The organism is Oceanobacillus aidingensis, assembly GCF_042654105.1.
Classification (GTDB): Bacteria; Bacillota; Bacilli; order Bacillales; family Amphibacillaceae; genus Oceanobacillus; species Oceanobacillus oncorhynchi.
In genome coordinates, this window is the sequence record NZ_JBHSFT010000001.1 from 201409 (window position 1) to 219539 (window position 18131).

Below are 18131 nucleotides of genomic sequence, written 5' to 3' on the forward strand. Positions count from 1 at the left end.
TATAGAAAGTTCCTCTCACCCTCCTATATAGTTGGTACGATAATTTCCAAATTTATTAGTATATCGATATACTAATAAGTAAAATAAAATAAACCTAATACAAGAATAACTTTAGGTGTTTTTGGTATAACGATATACTTAAACAACGAAATCCACTATACTCCTGCAATTTTTTTGTGTCAACATTGTGACGTCTTTCACTTGCTTCACTTCAAATACTCTCTATTTTCCTTCTCAAAAAGAGAGAGAACCTTCCTATACGAACAGGAAAGTCCTCTCTTTATTTATCAATTATTTAGATGTTTCTCTGATAACGAGCTGCGGCTTAAGTATCACGCGATGCATTTCCTCACTCTCACGTTTTACTTTACTATGTAGAAGCTTTGCCGCTTGATTGCCAATAGATTTAGGATAGGAAGAAACTGTCGTTAATGGCGGATGATATATTTCTGCTTCAGGAATATTATCAAATCCTACAATATCTATGTCACGTCCAATCACGATCCCTTTTTGAGTTAACACCTTCATCACGCCAAAAGCGATTAAATCACTAAAACAAAAAATAGCAGTAGGAATCTCCGGTAAATCCAGCATCTTTAAAGCTGCTTCTTCGCCACCTTTATCGGTTGGTTCACTGTCAATGACAAGTGATTCATCAAGCGTCAGATTAGCATTTTCATGCGCCGTCCGGTAACCTTCCATTCTTTCCGTCCATGTGGAAGAATTTTTCACCCCGCCTAAAAAGGCTATTTTCTCATGTCCTTTGCTGATTAAATGACTTATTGCTTTATACGTTCCTTCTGGATAATCAATCCCTACATAATCTGCATGCACATCGGTTAATTCCCGATTAGCAAGCACCAAAGGGATTTTCAAATTATTTAACTGTTTTGCTGTTTTACCAACACTTCTCGAGGCAGGGTTGAGAATCAGCCCATCTACTCTGTGCTCTACCATCGTCGATATTAATTTTTGTTGTTTTTCCACAGAATCAAAGCTTGTACCAAGCAATACTGTATAACCGAAGCCCTCCAGCGTATTTTGGACACCTATCAAAAATTCTGAAATAAATTTATTTGCAATATCCGTAACGATGACCCCAATGATATTGGAATTCTGAGATCGCATATTGGCAGCTACTCTGTCATAAACGTATCCCAATTCTTCCATAGATGCTAATACTTTATTTCGGGTAGCTTCTGATATTCTCGGGTTATTTCTAACGACTAAAGAAGCGGTCGTCGTCGATACGCCAGCATGATCTGCAACCTCTTGTAACGTAACACGCACATTCTTTTTAGGTTTTTTCAACGTTCATCACCTCTTCCATCTAATCAACCAATCAACGCGACCTTTACTTTCAAAAGGTCCTCTTTCATAAACAAGTTTAAACACATATGTAAGGTTCGATTTATTATTTTTTCTGGAAAGTTTATATATCTAATATAACATTTTTTTATTCAAATGACGTTTCGTCATTTAAAATAACCTATTTTTGCGATGTATATCGGATCTGTTACCCGGCTCAGGTTTTCCATTCTTGTACAGAGATTAGAAATGTTCAGACTAAAAAAAGACTGATAGCCAATCAGGGCTGACTCAATAATAGTTAACTCAAAAAAATCTTCCATTAACACTTTTAATCTGGATGCAGCATTTTTCAATGAGAATATACTCTTTTCTTGCTTCAGAAGGAATGTCATCCTCTTCCAAAAATTGAATATGGGTAAGGAAAAAGCAGCCTGAGGAAAATAGCCGCTTATTCTAATAATATTACATAGTAATTGATTGATATCATTATCATCTTCTACTACTAAGATGTGGATTGGTTCGCTCATAGTTTGTGTCACCTTCGTTTTGGCTTAGTTGTTTTCGATATACAATTTACTTACATTCTCATGCATGCTTTAGATTAAGTTACTATAATTAGATTATAACCCTAGCTACAGAGAAATATCATTGGTTTTTTTGCTCTTTGCAGAACGTCTGTGCAATGACTCCCTATCCTTCAGCCAAAATTCCTGACTGTTCGTATTGACAACACACCAACAAATCGTTAGAATCTATTTAACAATTAAAAGATTCGAGTGATTCCTATGTTAAAGCATCCATCCCGACAATTAAATCGTTTCTTTTTTAGCTATTTTAGATAGCGTCTATATGCCATCACGGATATAGACGACCTATATCTAAGATGGCTGATTAGCATGTAAACATGTTTAACCAGTCACAGGAGAAATCGAAGTGACTGGTTTTTTATATTTTTGTAGACCATTTACGTTTCTCCTATTCCAGCGGCAGAAGCATAAATGGTCTTTTTTTTTTATCAGTAGAGGAGTGAATAGATTGTTAATTGGTTATCAAGGCGTGGAAGGCAGTTACAGTACGATTGCATGCCAAAAGTTTAGTGAAGGAAAAGCCAGTACCCGCACATCGAGGTCCTCGACTATATGGATACAGCTGGTGCGGTGGAAATGGTTAAACATGCAGCGGATAATACCCTCGCCAGCATCGCAGGCAGCCATGCTGCAGCATTGTACGGCATGACTGTGATGCAAGAAAATATTAATGACAATCCATTCAATACGACGCGTTTCTTATTTTTTAAAAAGAAAACAGCCGTAGTAAATCAAATACAGGATAAAACATCAATGTATGTCGAAGCCAATCACAGCACCGGCTCACTAAGCGATATGTTAAACATTTTTAAAAAGCATGCGATTGATGTACTCTACTTGATGCCCCGTCCCGTTCAATCGGAACCGTTCGCATATGGATTCTTTATCGATATCGATAACGGTGCCAGTCATAAGGAACTCCATATGGCATTAAAGGAGTTAGAAGATAGCTGCACCTATATAAATATTTTAGGCAATTACCGTAAAGGTAAAATCCCAGCACACAAAGGAGCCTTACAGCATGAAAAACTTGTTAACAGCTAAAAAACACTTATTCACCCGAATTGCGATTGGGTTCGGGCTCGGAATCCTATTCGGTATCCTTTTACCCGAATTCTCTATTCAAGCAAAATTTGTCGGCGATATTTACTTAAATTTAATCCAGATGATGATTATTCCCATTATTTTTGTGGCAGTCTCCACTGGAATTATTAATATTGGCAGCTCCAGTGATCTCGGCCGAATTGGCTTTAAAAGTATTGTTGTCTTTGTTGGCATGTTTATCACCACCGCAGCCATCAGCCTAGTCATTTCCTACCTGATTCGTCCTGGTCAGCGAATTAATATAGATGCTGGCGGCGGATATGATGGGGAAATTACCGAACCAAGTGTGGCAGATTTCTTTATGAATATCGTACCAAGCAATCTATTCCAGGCGATTTCTGAGGGCGATATTTTCGCAACAATTTTATTTACCGTTATTTTCTCGGTAGCCATTGTTATCGTTGGGAAAGAGGCGGATCCAGTCAAAGAGTTTATCAACAGCTTGTCCAAAGTCATCTTTAAAATTCTTGATTTCATCATGGAGCTCACACCGATTGGAATTATTTTTCTGATGGCCTACGCAATTGCTGAATATGGTGCCGGCATTTTCTCTGCACTTGGATTATATATTTTCACAGCATATTTCGCATGTATTGTCGTATTTATCCTGGTGATGTTAATTCCGGTCTGGTTATATAGTAAATTCAATCCGATTGATTTTATTAAGGGCATTTATAAAGTGTGGCTGGTATCGCTATCCACCACAAGCTCTGCTGTAACGATGCCGACAACCATGCGGGTAACCAGAAATGATTTTAAAGTTTCCGAATCCATTACGAACTTTGTTGTACCATTGGGGACGACCATTAATATGGCCGGCGGAGCAGTATCATTTAGCCTGCTCGCTGTCTTTGTATCTGACTTTTATGATATCCCGCTCGGTGTCGGCCAAATTATTTATCTCGTTATGATTGCAACAATTTTAAATATGGCGGCGCCCGGTATCCCAGGCGGTGGAATTGTGCTCGGGGCATCCTTCTTGACGCTTCTTAATCTGCCGATTGAATTGATGGGCCCTATCGCAGCCATCTATCGGTTGCTCGATATGGCTTATACGACCATGAATATCACCGGCGATGCCACTGCAGCAGTCCTGATTGATAAATCGGAGGAAAAACGGAATGTAAAATTAAAAGCTCGGAAATCGTAACATATGTAGAAAGCTGGGGCTGAATCAGCCTAAAAGAAAGAAGAGGAATGTCACATCGAGTTTTGATGTGACATTCCTCTTCTTTTCGTGTATTTTCCATTCATTTCTGCTGACAGCTTTTTGACTTCATTCTTTTTTACTTTCTTCCTTCAGCGCTGTATCCCAACGTTCGCCAATAGCATTCATCAGCTCCTCCGCAGAACAATCCAAATTCTTAAAAGGAATGTTCACTTGAGATGGCAACAGCCCTTTGTTTAATCGGTTAAATACTCTCTTTATTCCGCTTGACCGGTTAATAATCAATTCAGAATCATATGTAAAAATACCAAGAAATACCTGACCTGAAAAGTTCAAAAAATCAATTGCTTCAATTTCCTCCCATTTGACGAGACCTGCTCGAATGTAACTGGAATTATCGATGATTCCCTCTTTTGTAATCATGACGGCTGGTTCCCTTTTGGCAAGTGCTTTAACATAATACAGGAAACAAAGCCCAAATACTAAAATGGCAAGAATCCCTATCACTGTGGGTAACACTGGTTCATTAAACGGGACTAATAAAATGATTATGCCCAGCGCAACAAACACGAGCGAAAAAATAGTCAGCATGACCATCCTGCCCCTTTTTGCCATTACAATAAAATGATCACTCATTTACTTACCTCCTACGGTTACGGTTGTTTCATAGGCTATCAAATATTAAAAATCACCTTATTTTTGTGCTACATACATTTTCTCATATGAACTAAACGAATGGTACACTTATTGCTGTTAGAAATTCCTCTTATTTTCTTCCATAATGTCCACAAACCTTTCCGCAGCTCGATTTAAAGGAACATTTTTTAAATAACATATGCCTATACTTCTTTTAGGTATAGGCTCTGTTAAGGTCACTTCATGAAGCAGGCCTTTTCTCAAAAACTCTTCAGAGAATTCTTTGGTAACGCAAGCAATACCAAGATTAATCTTTGTAAATTCTAACAGCAGTTCATGGGAACCTAACTCAAATTCCGGCTGGATTTTTATTCCTTTTGTAAGAAAAAATTCTTCAACATATCTCCGGGAATTGGAATTGTCCAATAAAATAAGCGGAAAATGAACCAATTCTTCTGGTTTTATTGGCTTAGATAAGACTTCACGATATTTTTCTCCATATACAAAGGTATCCTGAATTTCTAATAAAGGCTTTACTTCTAAGAACTTGTCGTCAACGGGGAGATTACAGATAGCGATGTTCACTTCTCCTGCTTTTAAGGCAGCTATGATTTCCCATGTGGTCCCATTGACTATTTTGAATTTGAGATTTGGATACCGATTATGAAATGTTTCTAAATAGGGAAGCAGAAAAAATCGTGAAATGGTATCGCTGACCCCTATTTTAAGTTCACCAATGATTAATTTTTTAAATTCTAAAAGCTTTTCTTCCCCAGCTTGTATAAATTGAAGTGCTGAACTGACATATTCAAACAATAAATTTCCTTCATCCGTTAGCGTTACACCTTTAGACAGCCGATTAAACAGCCTTGTATCTAATTCCTTCTCTAATTGTGCCATGGATTGGCTTATTGCCGGCTGGGACATATACAGCTCTTTAGCCGCTTTAGAAAAGCTTTTATTTTTACCAACCGTATAAAAAAGATAATATAAATCCAATTTGCCCGTCATATAACCCACCCTTATACCCCATATTAGATATATTGACTTTACTTATATCATGAAAAGCCGTATATTACAAGAGGAGACTGTTTAGATTGTTAGTGTATTAGTAAAATACTTTTTAACAAGTGAATATTTTATAGAATATAGCAACATTACCAAGAAGGAGCGAATGATTGTGGAAAGAGTTGTAGGAACTATCGCCAGAGGGCTGCGTTGCCCCATCATCAATACGGGAGATAACATTGAGGAGATCGTTGCGGATAGCGTATTAAAAGCAGCAGAAGTGGAAGGCTTTACCATTCAGGATAAAGATGTTGTCACCGTTACGGAGTCCGTTGTGGCACGTGCACAAGGCAATTACGCTACGATTGACCATATTGCCAACGATGTTCAAACTAAATTTGGAGAGGATACCATCGGTGTGATTTTCCCAATCCTTAGCCGTAACCGTTTTTCTACTTGCCTCAGCGGAATCGCAAAAGGCGCGAAGAAAATCGTCTTAATGCTGAGCTATCCTTCCGATGAAGTAGGCAACCATTTAGTGGATTTAGATACACTGGATGAAAAAGGGATAAACCCTTGGACAGATGTTCTAACTGAAAAGCAGTTTCGGGAGCATTTTGGCTACAATAAACATACCTTCACAGGCGTAGATTATATCGATTATTACAAATCCCTGGTTGAAGAATATGGGATCGAATGTGAAGTCATCTTTTCAAATGATCCAAAGACGATTTTGGAACACACAAAAAGCGTACTTTGCTGCGATATTCATTCACGGGAAAGAACGAAGCGAATTTTAAAGGCAAATGGCGGCGAAAAAATTTATAGTCTTGATAATATTCTTTCTGAATCCATTGACGGAAGCGGCTTTAACGAAGCTTACGGCTTACTGGGCTCTAATAAAGCAACAGAGGATAGCGTAAAGTTATTCCCGAATAATTGCCAGCCTGTCGTTGATACCATTCAAGAAATCCTGAAAGAAAAGACAGGTAAAACGGTTGAGGTCATGATTTATGGGGATGGCGCATTCAAAGATCCTGTCGGAAAGATATGGGAACTGGCAGATCCCGTTGTTTCCCCTGCTTACACAACTGGATTAGAAGGAACACCAAATGAAATTAAATTAAAATACCTGGCTGACAACCAGTTTGCTGACTTAAAAGGGGAAGAGCTAAAAGAGGCTATCTCTAAACACATTAATGAGAAACAGGATGACTTGGTTGGAGCAATGGAAGCTCAGGGAACTACTCCTCGGAGACTGACGGACCTTATCGGGTCGCTGTCTGATTTAACTTCAGGAAGTGGGGATAAAGGGACGCCGATTGTTTTTATTCAGGGGTATTTTGATAATTATACGAAATAAGGATTACTAGGAAAAACTTATAGGACAAGGGAGCGGGGCTCCTTTGTCCTATTTTTATAGGTTGCTGTGGGTGCTTGGGAGAGAACGTGTTTATAAAATGGTATGCTCTCTTTTGGCTGGTTATAAAACTTCACTTACTTATGGTACGGTTCTCCGTGATAGATGTAAGGGATGTTTCTTATTTTTAATTATATCTGAATTATGCCGAAGATATAAAAACGTGTTCTTCATCAGCATATTTCTTAGTTAACCTTTTATCTTGTTTTAAAAACGATTACAAGCTTTTAAATAAAAATCAAACTTTTGCGCTGCGTCATCTATAGAACCTAATGCATAATAGCCTTCTTTTGCTGTACCAACGACTGAGATTAAAGGGGAAGAAAGAAATTGTAGCATAAATTCTATCTCATTGAGATCAGGAGCATAATCAAATTGCTGATTATTTTTTAATAATAAATAGATCTCTCTCGCTTGTACAATTCCTTTAGTAAACGGGTCACTACTTTGCTCCGATAAACATTCAATTATCGCTTGAAGTAAAAGCCCCTCCCTAGTAATCTTTTTTCTGTCTTCTTCAAGAACACTTAAATCTACCAACCCACTTTGTTCAAATATTTTCTTATAGGAATCGGATTTTAACGGCACTTCAACATGAAGTTTAATTAGGTTACTCAATGAATCAACATCAATTAGAACTACATCTCTATCAATGGCTCGGTCTATCAGTCTTTTACCTTGAAAACTCACACCTACAATTACAGCATAATTTGCTTCATGCTTTTTTTTATGTTCAATAATATTATCAAAAACAATGGAGTTTTCTGAAATTACATTGTGATAAGTTGATTTTGCATCTACAGTGACAGAGTATGCAAATTTGGGGGCTGTAGGTGCATTCAAGAGAATATCTGTCTTCCCTGCTCCACCTAGGTGCTCAACTTTAAAGCCAAGTAATTTAAATGCCGCCACAAGAGACTTTTCAAACCTCTCTGGATTTGAAGAATCTTTAGACGCTACCCTTAATTCTTTTAAACAATTTTCTAAATAACTTAAGTTTTCATGTTCAAATTGAAAATTAGTATCTTGTGATTTTTCTATACTATTTACTGATATATGCTCTTTTACTAAATTATAAAAATTAAACCCTCGATTTGTTAACCCATACATATCAGCACCAATTTCCTGTACTAAATTAGCATTTTTAAGGATATGTATCCTCTTACGAAGTTCTGCTTGATCTTTATATGAAAAATCATAAGAAATCTTTCCTCGAGCAGAAAGTTCTTTAAGGCTTAAATTTCTTTGGAATAGTTCAGCAAGAATTTCAAACATAAAATTGCAATTATAATTAACACAACAAGCGAAATCTAACTCAAAACTTGAAGTAGGAAACATTTTTCCCAGACTTGTTGTTTGGTACTGTGTTTTAGTTTTCCTTTCGATAAATTTTAGATTAGATAAGGTCGTTATTAGTGAATTTACCGAACTGTTTTTAATTCCGTAAGTTTCATATGAATAGTTATTAATCGTTGTAATGTCAGTGGGATTAGCCATGAGCAATAAATAATCATAAACAGTTTCGTGCATAACTTGTACACTTCCCGGAAGATATCCAAATCCATTTTTCCTAAGTAATTTATCTTCGCCAGTTAATACACATAAATCTAATGCCCATTGTGATATAGGCACTTCAGTTTCGTTATTTGTACTATCGAGTTCAACCTCTATTTTTTCATGATCAAAATAACCTACTAAGCTCAAAAATTCTTCACCCAATTTAGTGACAGAGTAGGTATATGAGAAATCCTCATACGCAACAAGCTTCAAATCTCTTAGCCAGCCTAACCTGTTAAGTATTTCAGACTTTTCTTTCCAAGGCAGCTTGTAATCATTTTTTGCTATTCCTCTTATTTCTTGAATTTGAGCAGGTTTTTTAGACAATATATGCAAAATCTCAGAAAAAAATCTAATATTAGCATTAAGAATAGCAGCTAAATACAAATCATCTCCTGAATCTAACCATTTAGAGATTTCTTCTGACATTTCCCATTTGCTATTTTGTCTTTTTTCCACAATACCAGTTGGACGCAAAAAAACATATAGACGTTCTAATGTATCTTTTCTTTTGCTTCCTTCCAATTCTATTGGCTTACTATAAGGTTTGTTTTCTTTCAATGCAGTTAATATAAGTTTTAATGATTGCGGGTATCCATTTGAACTACGTGGAATCTTTGGTATCGAAAAAACTTTTGTATCCCAGTCCCTTATGTAAGGGTAATCCGATTTCTTAATAAGGTACATAAAATCCTCCTAATTAAATTGATATTTTTCTACCTTTTAAAGTTGCCCAAAATGTAAAGTTAGAATTAATTAAGTTAATTATTAGATGTGAAAGCTTGTTAATTTGGAAAGTATTCTTTTAAGCTATCATCAAATTATGAAGTATTCTAAAGTATATCCATTCTTGCTGCCTGGTATTCGCATCTTGGAATTAAATTTATTCCTAATAACAATGAGCTTTTAAATATAGTAAAAACTTTACTCACTTATGATAAGGCTCCCCCCTAATAATCCGAAAACTCCGATAAACCTGCTCCAACAACACCAGCCGCATCAACTGATGAGGAAACGTCATCTTAGAAAACGACAGTCCTAAATCACTCCGCTTCCGCACATCCTCACTAATCCCAAGCGAACCGCCAATCACAAACACAACCTTGCTCTTCCCATAAGTCGCCAGCTCATCCAGCTTTTTCGCCAGCTGCTCCGAACTCAGCATCTTCCCATCAATCTCCAACGTAATCACAAACGCATCTGGATGAACCTGTGCAAGAATACGCTCTCCTTCTTTACGCTTCACTTCTTCCATTTCCGCTTCACTCATCGTTTCCGGCGCTTTTTCATCCGCTACTTCGACAATATTCACTTTGGCATACGCACCTAAGCGTTTTTTATATTCATCAATGCCTTGCTTTAAGTATTTTTCCTTTAATTTTCCGACTGTAACAAGGGTTATGTTCATTAAAATCTTCCTTTATTATTTTATTATTTCATTTTTTCGATTCTGTACATATTCTTCCTTTATTTTACCATGTTTCTCTACCTGAAGTTACTTCTCACTTTAAAAATATTCTAATATCTATATACAAAAACCGAGATTCTCTGTATATGTCATACAGAAACCTCGGTTTTTTCCATACATCCTTATTAGGCTTCTTCGCTCTCTTCCTAATCAATCAACCCGCACATCTTCAACCCATCAGCAATTCCATCATCATCCGCTGACTTCGTAATATACGTCGCCACTTCCTTAATCTCCTCCACAGAGTTCTCCATCGCCACCGATGTTTTCACAAACCCAAACATCTCCAGGTCGTTTAATCCATCGCCGAAAGCATATGTATTCTCTTTAGAAAGTCCGGTGACTTCTAAGAATTTCTTGATGCCTGTTGCTTTGGAGACGTCTTTTGGGAAGACATCACAGTTATAGGGAGAGTTGCGGACAAAGTGAAGCTCTGGGAATTTTTCCTGATATTCTTCTTCCCCATCTTCCAGGTATATTTCTACCTGATAGACCGGCTTGTTCATATAAATATCATCATCCACTTCCGGAATCTCTCTGTCACATTCCAGGCAGTCCTTTTTTAACAGCTCACATTGATTGTTCGTTGTGAAGATTTGCTCGGCAGTGTGGAATGAAAGGGTGACCCCTCTTTGTGTTGCATAGTCTCCCAATTTTTTTAATTGGACCGGGTTGATTCGATTCCGGGAAACGACTTCTCCTTCATGCACAATGAATTGTCCATTCATCAACACAGCAGATCCGATTCCTGTTTCTGCTCGTAATTTCTTTGTTTCAAATGGGGGCCTGCCTGTTGCAAGCACAGGTATTCCATCATTTTCAATTAGTTTTTCAATTGCCTCAATACTGCTTTTTGCTACTTTATTATCACTTGTCAATAATGTTCCGTCTAAATCAAAAAATACAACGGGTCTTTTCGTCATGTTTTATCCCCCTCACATATCCTGCTGGAGTTAATGTATCCCTATTCTAAAAGATATTGAGATGAAAAGCTAGGCTTTCTGCCTTTTTCCGAATTATTTTCATTTCCATTTTTTCCTATTCCTCCTGGTTTCATGTTTCCCGTATTGTGGAATAGACAAAGTAGGCATAAAAAGAGGAACATGAAGCTGTTTTATCAGCTGTCTGATGGATAGATAAAATAGGAATGCTAAAACTACTCACGAAAAGGAGACATGCCACATGTTTGATGATCGTGCAGGAAAAGTACTTGTGGATTTACTGGAGGACTGGGGTGTAAACCATATCTATGGAATGCCTGGGGACTCCATCAACAATTTAATGGAAGAACTGCGAAAAGCAGAGGATAAAATAAAATTTGTGCAAGTTCGTCATGAAGAGGCCGGCGCATTAGCTGCCGCTTCTTACGCAAAATTAACTGGAAAGCTTGGCGTTTGTTTATCCATTGCAGGGCCGGGCGCGATACATTTATTAAATGGATTGTATGATGCGAAGGAGGATAGCGCTCCTGTCCTTGTTCTTGCCGGGCAGGTTCCGACAGATCAGATTGGGACAGACAGCTTTCAAGAGGTCAACATGGAACGCATTTTTGACGATGTTACTGTTTATAACAAAGAAGTTAGCTCAGAGGAACAGCTCCCATCCATGGTCAATCAGGCTATTCGCACAGCTTATGCGGAAAAAGGGGTTGCTGTGTTAACCTTGCCGGATGATATTCCAACTGAAAAAATTAAAAATAAGGTGCAAAAAAATGCAGTGATGTATGAGTCACCAGCACTTACTCCAGATGTAACTGCGATGCAGGAGGCTGCAGCTGCAATAGAAAAAGCGAAAAAACCTATTATTTTAGCAGGAACTGGTGTGAAGAAAGCGAAGGAAGAGCTGGCGGCATTTTCAGATACGATTGCTGCTCCCGTTGTTATTTCCTTACCTGCTAAAGGAGTGATGGAGGATGAGCATCCAAATTTCCTTGGCAACCTTGGAATGATTGGCACCAAGCCGGCTTATGAAGCAATGGAGGAGACAGACCTCTTAATCCTGCTTGGAACCTCTTACCCTTATACCGAGTTTCTGCCAGAGGATGTTACCTGCATCCAGATCGATAGGAATCCTTTGCAAATCGGCAAAAGGTATCCCGTGGATATTGGCGTTGCCGGGGATGCGAAAAAGGTGCTCACGTGGTTCAATGAACAGCTGGCTCGCTCGGAGAAACGTGATTTCTTAGAAAAATATCAGGAGAAAATGACCAACTGGTGGGAGGAAATGAAGACCGATGAAGAGCAAACCTCTACACCGATTAAGCCGCAGCAGGTCATTCATGAAGTGCAGAAAATCGCAGAGGATGATGCTATCCTGTCTGTCGATGTTGGTAATGTGACCGTATGGGCAACGCGGCATTTCCGGATGAAAACAACGCAGGATTTCCTGATTTCCAGCTGGCTTGGCACGATGGGATGCAGTCTTCCTGGAGCGATTGCAAGTAAAATAGCTTTCCCTGAGCGGCAGGTAATCAGCCTTGCCGGCGATGGCGGTTTTTCCATGAACATGCAGGATTTTTTAACTGCTGTGAAATATAACCTGCCAATGATTGTTGTTATCTTTAATAATGAACGCATCGGCATGATTAAGTACGAGCAGGAGGCTGGCGGGCACCTGGATTATAAAACTGGCTTAGAAAGCTTTAACTTTGCTCAATTTGCGGATAACTGCGGCGGTAAAGGATATCGTGTAGAAAAGTTTGAAGATCTTGGACCTTCTCTGCAGGCTGCAGCGTCGTTTAATCAGCCCGCGATTATCGATGTCTGTATTGAGGATGAGCCGCCAATTCCAGGCAAGCTTTCTTATGATCAAGTGACCAGCTACACCAAGCAGACCATTAAAAAATTATTTGAAAAAGGAAAGCTGGAGCTTCCGCCGATTCGCAAGGGGTTAAAGCGGATGTAAGCAGACGTTTAGAAGGAGTGTTTCTTTTCGAAGCACTCCTTCTTTTTTATGGATTTCCCTTAAACTTTCGATGAGTTCTTCATTTTATCAATCTACTATCCTATGTTAAACGTTCTTTTTCTAAAGCATTTCCTAAAAATCGAGCTAATTCCAACATCCCATATGTATCAGCTTTTTCTTCCGCTTCCGAATTGTAGTTTGTATTCGTATTTACATCATACGTGTAAATCTCCCCATCAATATCACGGATAAATTCAATACCAGCAACATCAATCCCGCTATTTTTCAAGAAATTCTCATAACGTGCAATTTGCTCCGTGTCCATTCTTTCTTCCATAATCTCAAACATCGGCGGACTTTCTTCTTCCTCCCCAACCGGACAAAATGCATCGCCAATCCGGCACGCATCTGCAGGGCACAACTCAAAGCCTTCTGAAGTATCTACCTTCACTACGTAAATCAATTTCCCGCCGACAAATTCTGCTCGTGTTATAAAAGGCTCAGGCGACTGGATGTATTGCTGAATCAATGTAATACCATCAACGGGTTCTTCAAATTCCGGACTATTTACATATGTTTCTAGAGCATCGATGGAATGGAAAAGCTGTACTCCCAGCCCTTTCCCTGCTCTGTTATGCTTTGTAATGAAAGAAGATTCACCTATTTTTTTTGCAGCTTCTATTATTTGGTCACGTCCAACTGCTCCAATTGTCTTTGGTGTTTTTATGCCGTTTTTTTCAAGTGCGGTATATTGGTTAATCTTGCTGATTTCCAGCTGAAGCGCCTGTGAACCATTAAAGACTGTTCGATTATGCATTTCTAACCAGGATAGAACGCCTCCCGCTAATTCGGGTGCAAAGCGGTGATCTCGTGTGTGTGAGGAGGCACTCATCCGATTATAAAATACCCCTTCAGGCGGTTCTGCGGTTAAATCAACCATCCCCTTATCTAAATGCCAGGTTTCATAAGGCAATTTTAATTCTTCCAGACGATTGGTTAAGTGTACTGTCCAATCATCGTTTTCATGTAAAATATATATTTTCGACAATGATAACACCCCTTCATTAAAAAAATTTATTTCATATGGCTTAGTTTCTATTTAGCATTCACGCACTATTTCTAGCCATAACATGACTTCCATTCTTTATAAAAAAGAAATTCTAAACACTGTTGATTTTAACAAAAAAAGAAGGAAGAACCCAAGATTCTCCCCTCTTTATATGTAAAAGGAAACTATCAATCGTCTCCTTCTTCCCACTGGACACGCTCCATAAATTCCGTAGAAGCCTTATACCCCTGCTGCTGCAGGTACCAATTATTCGCAGCCGCTTCTACTAATCCAGCTACATCCCGTCCTGGCTGGAGCTGAATCTCAATTCTTGGAACCTGGACGCCCATATACTCTTCATAATCGGTTTTCGGCTCCAAATCATTATTGAGTGCATCCTTCTCCCACTTTGTCAGTTCAATATCCAAGGAAATACGTGATTCATCCTGGAATGCCTTTCTGCCATACATCCGAACAACATTTAAAAGTCCGACACTGCGGAGAGCGAGGAATTCGCGATTGATGTCATTATGTGTACCGAGAATCGTTTTATGGCTCACTTTTTTCAAGATAACAATGTCATCCGAAACAAGCCGATGCCCACGTCCAATCAAGGTATGTGCCAGCTCACTTTTCCCTACGCCAGATTCTCCGCGAATTAACACACCAATTCCGAACACATTCAAGCAGACCCCATGAACTGCAATTTCTGTTGCAAGCTTGCGGGTTAAATAATTATCCACCTTGGCGATAAAATCAACAGCCGTATCCGCAGTACGCAGAAGCGGAATATTTTCTTCCTGACAGAATTTCGTTAAGTACGTAAGTCCCTCTTGATTCGACGTAACAATAAAGCATGGCGGATGATAACTTACCACATGGTCTATCCGTTCCTTACGTTCTTCAATATTCTGCTGCTTCAAAAAGTTAATTTCTTTTTTTCCTAAAATCTGCACACGTTCCATTGGGAAAAAGTCAAAGTAACCAATGAATTCTAGGCCGGGGCGATGGGTCCTGGCTTTCTTGATGGTGCGATCTAACTCATCGCCTCCAGCCAGTACTTCCAATTTAAATTCTTGCACTAATTGCTTTACACTGATAGATTTCAAAGCACCACGCTCCTCTCCGTCCTGTTCTTTTCCCTACATTATAACGAATTATGTCGCAAAGAGACAGAATCATGTATGAGAAATCGCTATTTCACTAATTTGTCACATTAACCTGTAACTATTTGAAAAAGGAACTGGAGAAATGTGCAAAATATAGCGCCTTTTCATTATTTCTATTTAATAATTTGAACCCTTTTAATATATCGGCCGTCTATTTCTAATATGTGGAATGTTAAATTTTCCTTTTCGAGCGTATCTCCTTCTAAAGGGAAGGTAGTAAAGTTTCTCAGAATATAAGCTGCAAGCACATCATCTTCCTCTGGAATATCTGTATCAAAGGTGTTATTCAGCTGGTGAAGCGTGATTTTTCCATCACAGATAATTTCGGTTTCTGTCTGCTTTTCTATCAGCGCATCCTCTTCCACATCCATCTCATCTTCTATCTCTTGTCCAATCATCACTTCGATAATATCTTCCTGCGTGACGATTCCTTCTGTGCCGCCATATTCATCCAATACGATAGCCATATGCTTCTTTTCCTCCAGCATTTTATGGAATACCCATTCGATATTATTAAATTCATACACACGCAGCGGATCCATATCACTATAATCTGCAAGTGTTTTTTCTTTTTCATCGCTCCACGCAATTAAATACTTAGAGTGAAAAATGCCGATAATATCATCCACGTCTTCTCCATAAATAGGATACCTTGTAAATGGACTGGACAGCGCCAATGCTTTGACCTCTTGGTAACTTGCTTCATGATCTAACCCGACAATTTCAACGCGCGGTGTTTTTAGAACATCCTTTACATTCAAATGATAAAAATCAAATACACCACGTATTCGTGAAGACTCTTCCTTTTGAAAAGCTCCTTCTGAATCAGCAATATCTACTATTGCCCGCAGCTCTTCTTTGGAAACAGACTCCATCTGCACTTCTCCTTTAGAAAGTGCCCGGGTAACCGTGCCTGTTAACCCGTTTAATAAGAAGGTAATTGGTTTTAAAATCCATACCACAGCCCGAATAACCGGGAAGACCAAAGCCGCAATCCGGTCCGGGAAGCTGGCTGCTACGGATTTTGGTATCACTTCCGAAAATACAATAATCGTAATGGTCAGTACAGCTGACGCAATTCCTACATTTAAACCATAATCTATCGCCATCATGGTAACCAGTGTAGGCAACAGAATATTCGCCACGTTATTTCCGATTAAAATTGCTGTAATAAATTCACTTGGGGTAGAGACAAGCTGAAGCAGTTTTTCTGATTTTATATCACCATCATTTGCTTTTGCCTGCAGTCTCACCTTATTTGTTGCTGTTAAAGCTGTTTCACTTCCTGAGAAGAATAGAGAAACAAATAGTAAAAAAATGATCGCAATGATCACGAGTAAATTCCTCCTAAATGACATTTTCGTTAGATATGCTGCATCACTATGTAGAGCAGAAAAGATAGCTCTCTTTCATTTGAAAACTATCTTTGTTGAACATATACACGCTGAAATAATTTTAAAACCTTTAATTTAATAAATTCTGGATAAACACACGAATCACATCCGCGCCGCCAATCAATGTTCCTAAAGAACTTCCTATATTGGCAAATACGATTACTAACAAGATACGTGTTACTTTATTATTCCAAAAACCTTTTACAGAATGCACATCATCTGCAAGTGAATCAAAATCGCCTACATTCGGCCGCTTAATATAAGCCTGAGCAAACCCTGCAAACCAGCCTGCTGCAAGTAATGGATTCAGCGAAGTAAATGGCGCTGCGACGAATGCAGTCAGGGCAGCTAATGGATGGGCGAAGGCAACAAGGGCGCCAATAGCTGAGAGAGAGCCGTTCCAGAGCGCCCAGCTTATCGTTTGCTGCCAGCCTGCCGCTGGATTTGTCATGAATGTGTAGGCAATGATGCCAATAATGAAAATAGGTATCGCCCATCCAACCACTTTCGGCCACTTTGATTTCGGCGGACGTGTGTTTAGTTGTTCCAAATCCTGTTCTTTTTCAATTTCTTTGGTTATGCCTGGCACATGTGCTGCCCCAAGTATCGCGACAACCTTATCGCCGGGAGCATCTTTAATCTTTTGAGATAAATATTGATCCCGTTCATCAATCAATGGTTTCTTCAGGTCTGGAAAATAAGCGGTAAACTCTTGAAGCATCGCATTAATCGTATCCTGCTGCTTCATCTTTTCTAATTCTTCTTCGGAAATTTCCTCTCTGCTGAAGATACTTCCAAACACTTGCATGAGCAGCATTGATTTTCCTTTAAAGCCCATATTCCCCCAAATTCGGGCAAAAGTAATTTGAATATCCCGGTCGGCTAAAACAAGCTCGGCTCCTGTTTCTTCCGCGGATTCAATTCCTTGTATCATCTCTTCTCCCGGACGAATACCAAACTGCTTAGCCATCCGCTTCTGAAAGGAAGAAACTGCCAGGTTCATTAATAGCATGACTGCTTTTTTATCGCGGATGACTTGAAAGATATCGGTGTTTTTCCATTTATTATTATCCTTCACCGATTGAAAACGCTGGGCATCCAGCTCAATACATACCGCATCAGGCTGTTCCCTTTCAATGACTTCCTTGACCTGTTCGGCACTATTTTTAGAAACATGGGCTGTTCCGATTAGTATATATTCTTTTCCATTCAAATGGAGCCTTGTGATGTTCTCCTCACTCATGTACCATCCTTCTTCCTTCCATTATGTTATTCAACACGGAATTCCTTTTTTTAAACTTGTATATCCTATTGTAATACATTTTCACCAATTAATTAAACATCTACGCACAAATAA

The 18131-nt window shown here is 38.8% G+C and carries 14 protein-coding genes and 1 pseudogene; 4 read left to right on the forward strand and 11 right to left on the reverse strand.

Features of this window, described 5'->3' with window-relative positions; genetic code table 11:
* Nucleotides 1–291: 291 nt before the first annotated feature.
* Entirely contained in the window at nucleotides 292–1311 is a 1020-nt protein-coding gene (locus tag ACFO3P_RS00870) for a LacI family DNA-binding transcriptional regulator (RefSeq protein ID WP_379542090.1), read from the reverse strand.
* A 164-nt stretch (nucleotides 1312–1475) separates the two neighbouring features.
* Complete coding sequence (locus ACFO3P_RS00875; RefSeq protein WP_379542091.1) at nucleotides 1476–1838, reverse strand: hypothetical protein; 363 nt, start codon at nucleotides 1836–1838, stop codon at nucleotides 1476–1478.
* A gap of 591 nt (nucleotides 1839–2429) precedes the next feature.
* On the opposite strand from ACFO3P_RS00875, the pseudogene ACFO3P_RS00880 reads away from it, so the two are divergent.
* Nucleotides 2430–2942 (forward strand): annotated as a pseudogene (locus ACFO3P_RS00880) (prephenate dehydratase); the annotation flags it as partial.
* Nucleotides 2920–4152: a dicarboxylate/amino acid:cation symporter gene (locus ACFO3P_RS00885; protein ID WP_379542092.1), complete on the forward strand. Its 1233-nt coding sequence runs from the start codon at nucleotides 2920–2922 to the stop codon at nucleotides 4150–4152. The pseudogene ACFO3P_RS00880 and the gene ACFO3P_RS00885, both read left to right, overlap by 23 nt.
* 126 nt (nucleotides 4153–4278) lie before the next feature.
* On the opposite strand, the gene ACFO3P_RS00890 is transcribed toward ACFO3P_RS00885, so the two are convergent.
* Both ACFO3P_RS00890 and ACFO3P_RS00895 read right to left on the reverse strand, forming a co-directional pair.
* Nucleotides 4279–4806 carry an STM3941 family protein gene (locus tag ACFO3P_RS00890; RefSeq protein WP_379542093.1) on the reverse strand — a complete coding sequence of 176 codons (528 nt, stop codon included), beginning with the start codon at nucleotides 4804–4806 and terminating at the stop codon, nucleotides 4279–4281.
* A gap of 117 nt (nucleotides 4807–4923) precedes the next feature.
* Complete coding sequence (locus ACFO3P_RS00895) at nucleotides 4924–5817, reverse strand: LysR family transcriptional regulator (RefSeq protein WP_379542094.1); 894 nt, start codon at nucleotides 5815–5817, stop codon at nucleotides 4924–4926.
* Between the two features lie 169 nt (nucleotides 5818–5986).
* On the opposite strand from ACFO3P_RS00895, the gene ACFO3P_RS00900 reads away from it, so the two are divergent.
* Complete coding sequence (locus ACFO3P_RS00900; RefSeq protein ID WP_379542095.1) at nucleotides 5987–7177, forward strand: coenzyme F420-0:L-glutamate ligase; 1191 nt, start codon at nucleotides 5987–5989, stop codon at nucleotides 7175–7177.
* Nucleotides 7178–7441: 264 nt separating this feature from the next.
* Here ACFO3P_RS00900 and ACFO3P_RS00905 read toward each other — a convergent pair whose 3' ends face one another.
* From ACFO3P_RS00905 to ACFO3P_RS00915, 3 genes are all read right to left on the reverse strand, one after another.
* The gene (locus ACFO3P_RS00905; protein WP_379542096.1) at nucleotides 7442–9478 is read right to left on the reverse strand and encodes a hypothetical protein; all 2037 of its coding nucleotides are present in this window, start codon (nucleotides 9476–9478) and stop codon (nucleotides 7442–7444) included.
* Between the two features lie 241 nt (nucleotides 9479–9719).
* On the reverse strand, nucleotides 9720–10199 hold the full coding sequence (rlmH, locus tag ACFO3P_RS00910) for a 23S rRNA (pseudouridine(1915)-N(3))-methyltransferase RlmH (protein ID WP_379542097.1): 480 nt from the start codon (nucleotides 10197–10199) through the stop codon (nucleotides 9720–9722).
* Between the two features lie 206 nt (nucleotides 10200–10405).
* Nucleotides 10406–11182, reverse strand: coding sequence for a Cof-type HAD-IIB family hydrolase (locus ACFO3P_RS00915; protein ID WP_379542098.1), 777 nt, complete (start codon nucleotides 11180–11182; stop codon nucleotides 10406–10408).
* A gap of 259 nt (nucleotides 11183–11441) precedes the next feature.
* On the opposite strand from ACFO3P_RS00915, the gene ACFO3P_RS00920 reads away from it, so the two are divergent.
* Nucleotides 11442–13163, forward strand: a complete 1722-nt coding sequence (locus ACFO3P_RS00920; RefSeq protein ID WP_379542099.1) for a pyruvate oxidase — start codon at nucleotides 11442–11444, stop codon at nucleotides 13161–13163.
* 100 nt (nucleotides 13164–13263) lie between these two features.
* On the opposite strand, the gene ACFO3P_RS00925 is transcribed toward ACFO3P_RS00920, so the two are convergent.
* From ACFO3P_RS00925 to ACFO3P_RS00940, 4 genes are all read right to left on the reverse strand, one after another.
* Entirely contained in the window at nucleotides 13264–14211 is a 948-nt protein-coding gene (locus tag ACFO3P_RS00925) for an ATP-grasp domain-containing protein (RefSeq protein WP_379542100.1), read from the reverse strand.
* Between the two features lie 188 nt (nucleotides 14212–14399).
* Nucleotides 14400–15320 carry an HPr(Ser) kinase/phosphatase gene (hprK, locus tag ACFO3P_RS00930; protein WP_379542101.1) on the reverse strand — a complete coding sequence of 307 codons (921 nt, stop codon included), beginning with the start codon at nucleotides 15318–15320 and terminating at the stop codon, nucleotides 14400–14402.
* Nucleotides 15321–15493: 173 nt separating this feature from the next.
* The gene (locus ACFO3P_RS00935) at nucleotides 15494–16714 is read right to left on the reverse strand and encodes a hemolysin family protein (protein WP_379542102.1); all 1221 of its coding nucleotides are present in this window, start codon (nucleotides 16712–16714) and stop codon (nucleotides 15494–15496) included.
* Between the two features lie 130 nt (nucleotides 16715–16844).
* Nucleotides 16845–18017: a TraB/GumN family protein gene (locus tag ACFO3P_RS00940; protein WP_042528753.1), complete on the reverse strand. Its 1173-nt coding sequence runs from the start codon at nucleotides 18015–18017 to the stop codon at nucleotides 16845–16847.
* Nucleotides 18018–18131: the final 114 nt, after the last annotated feature.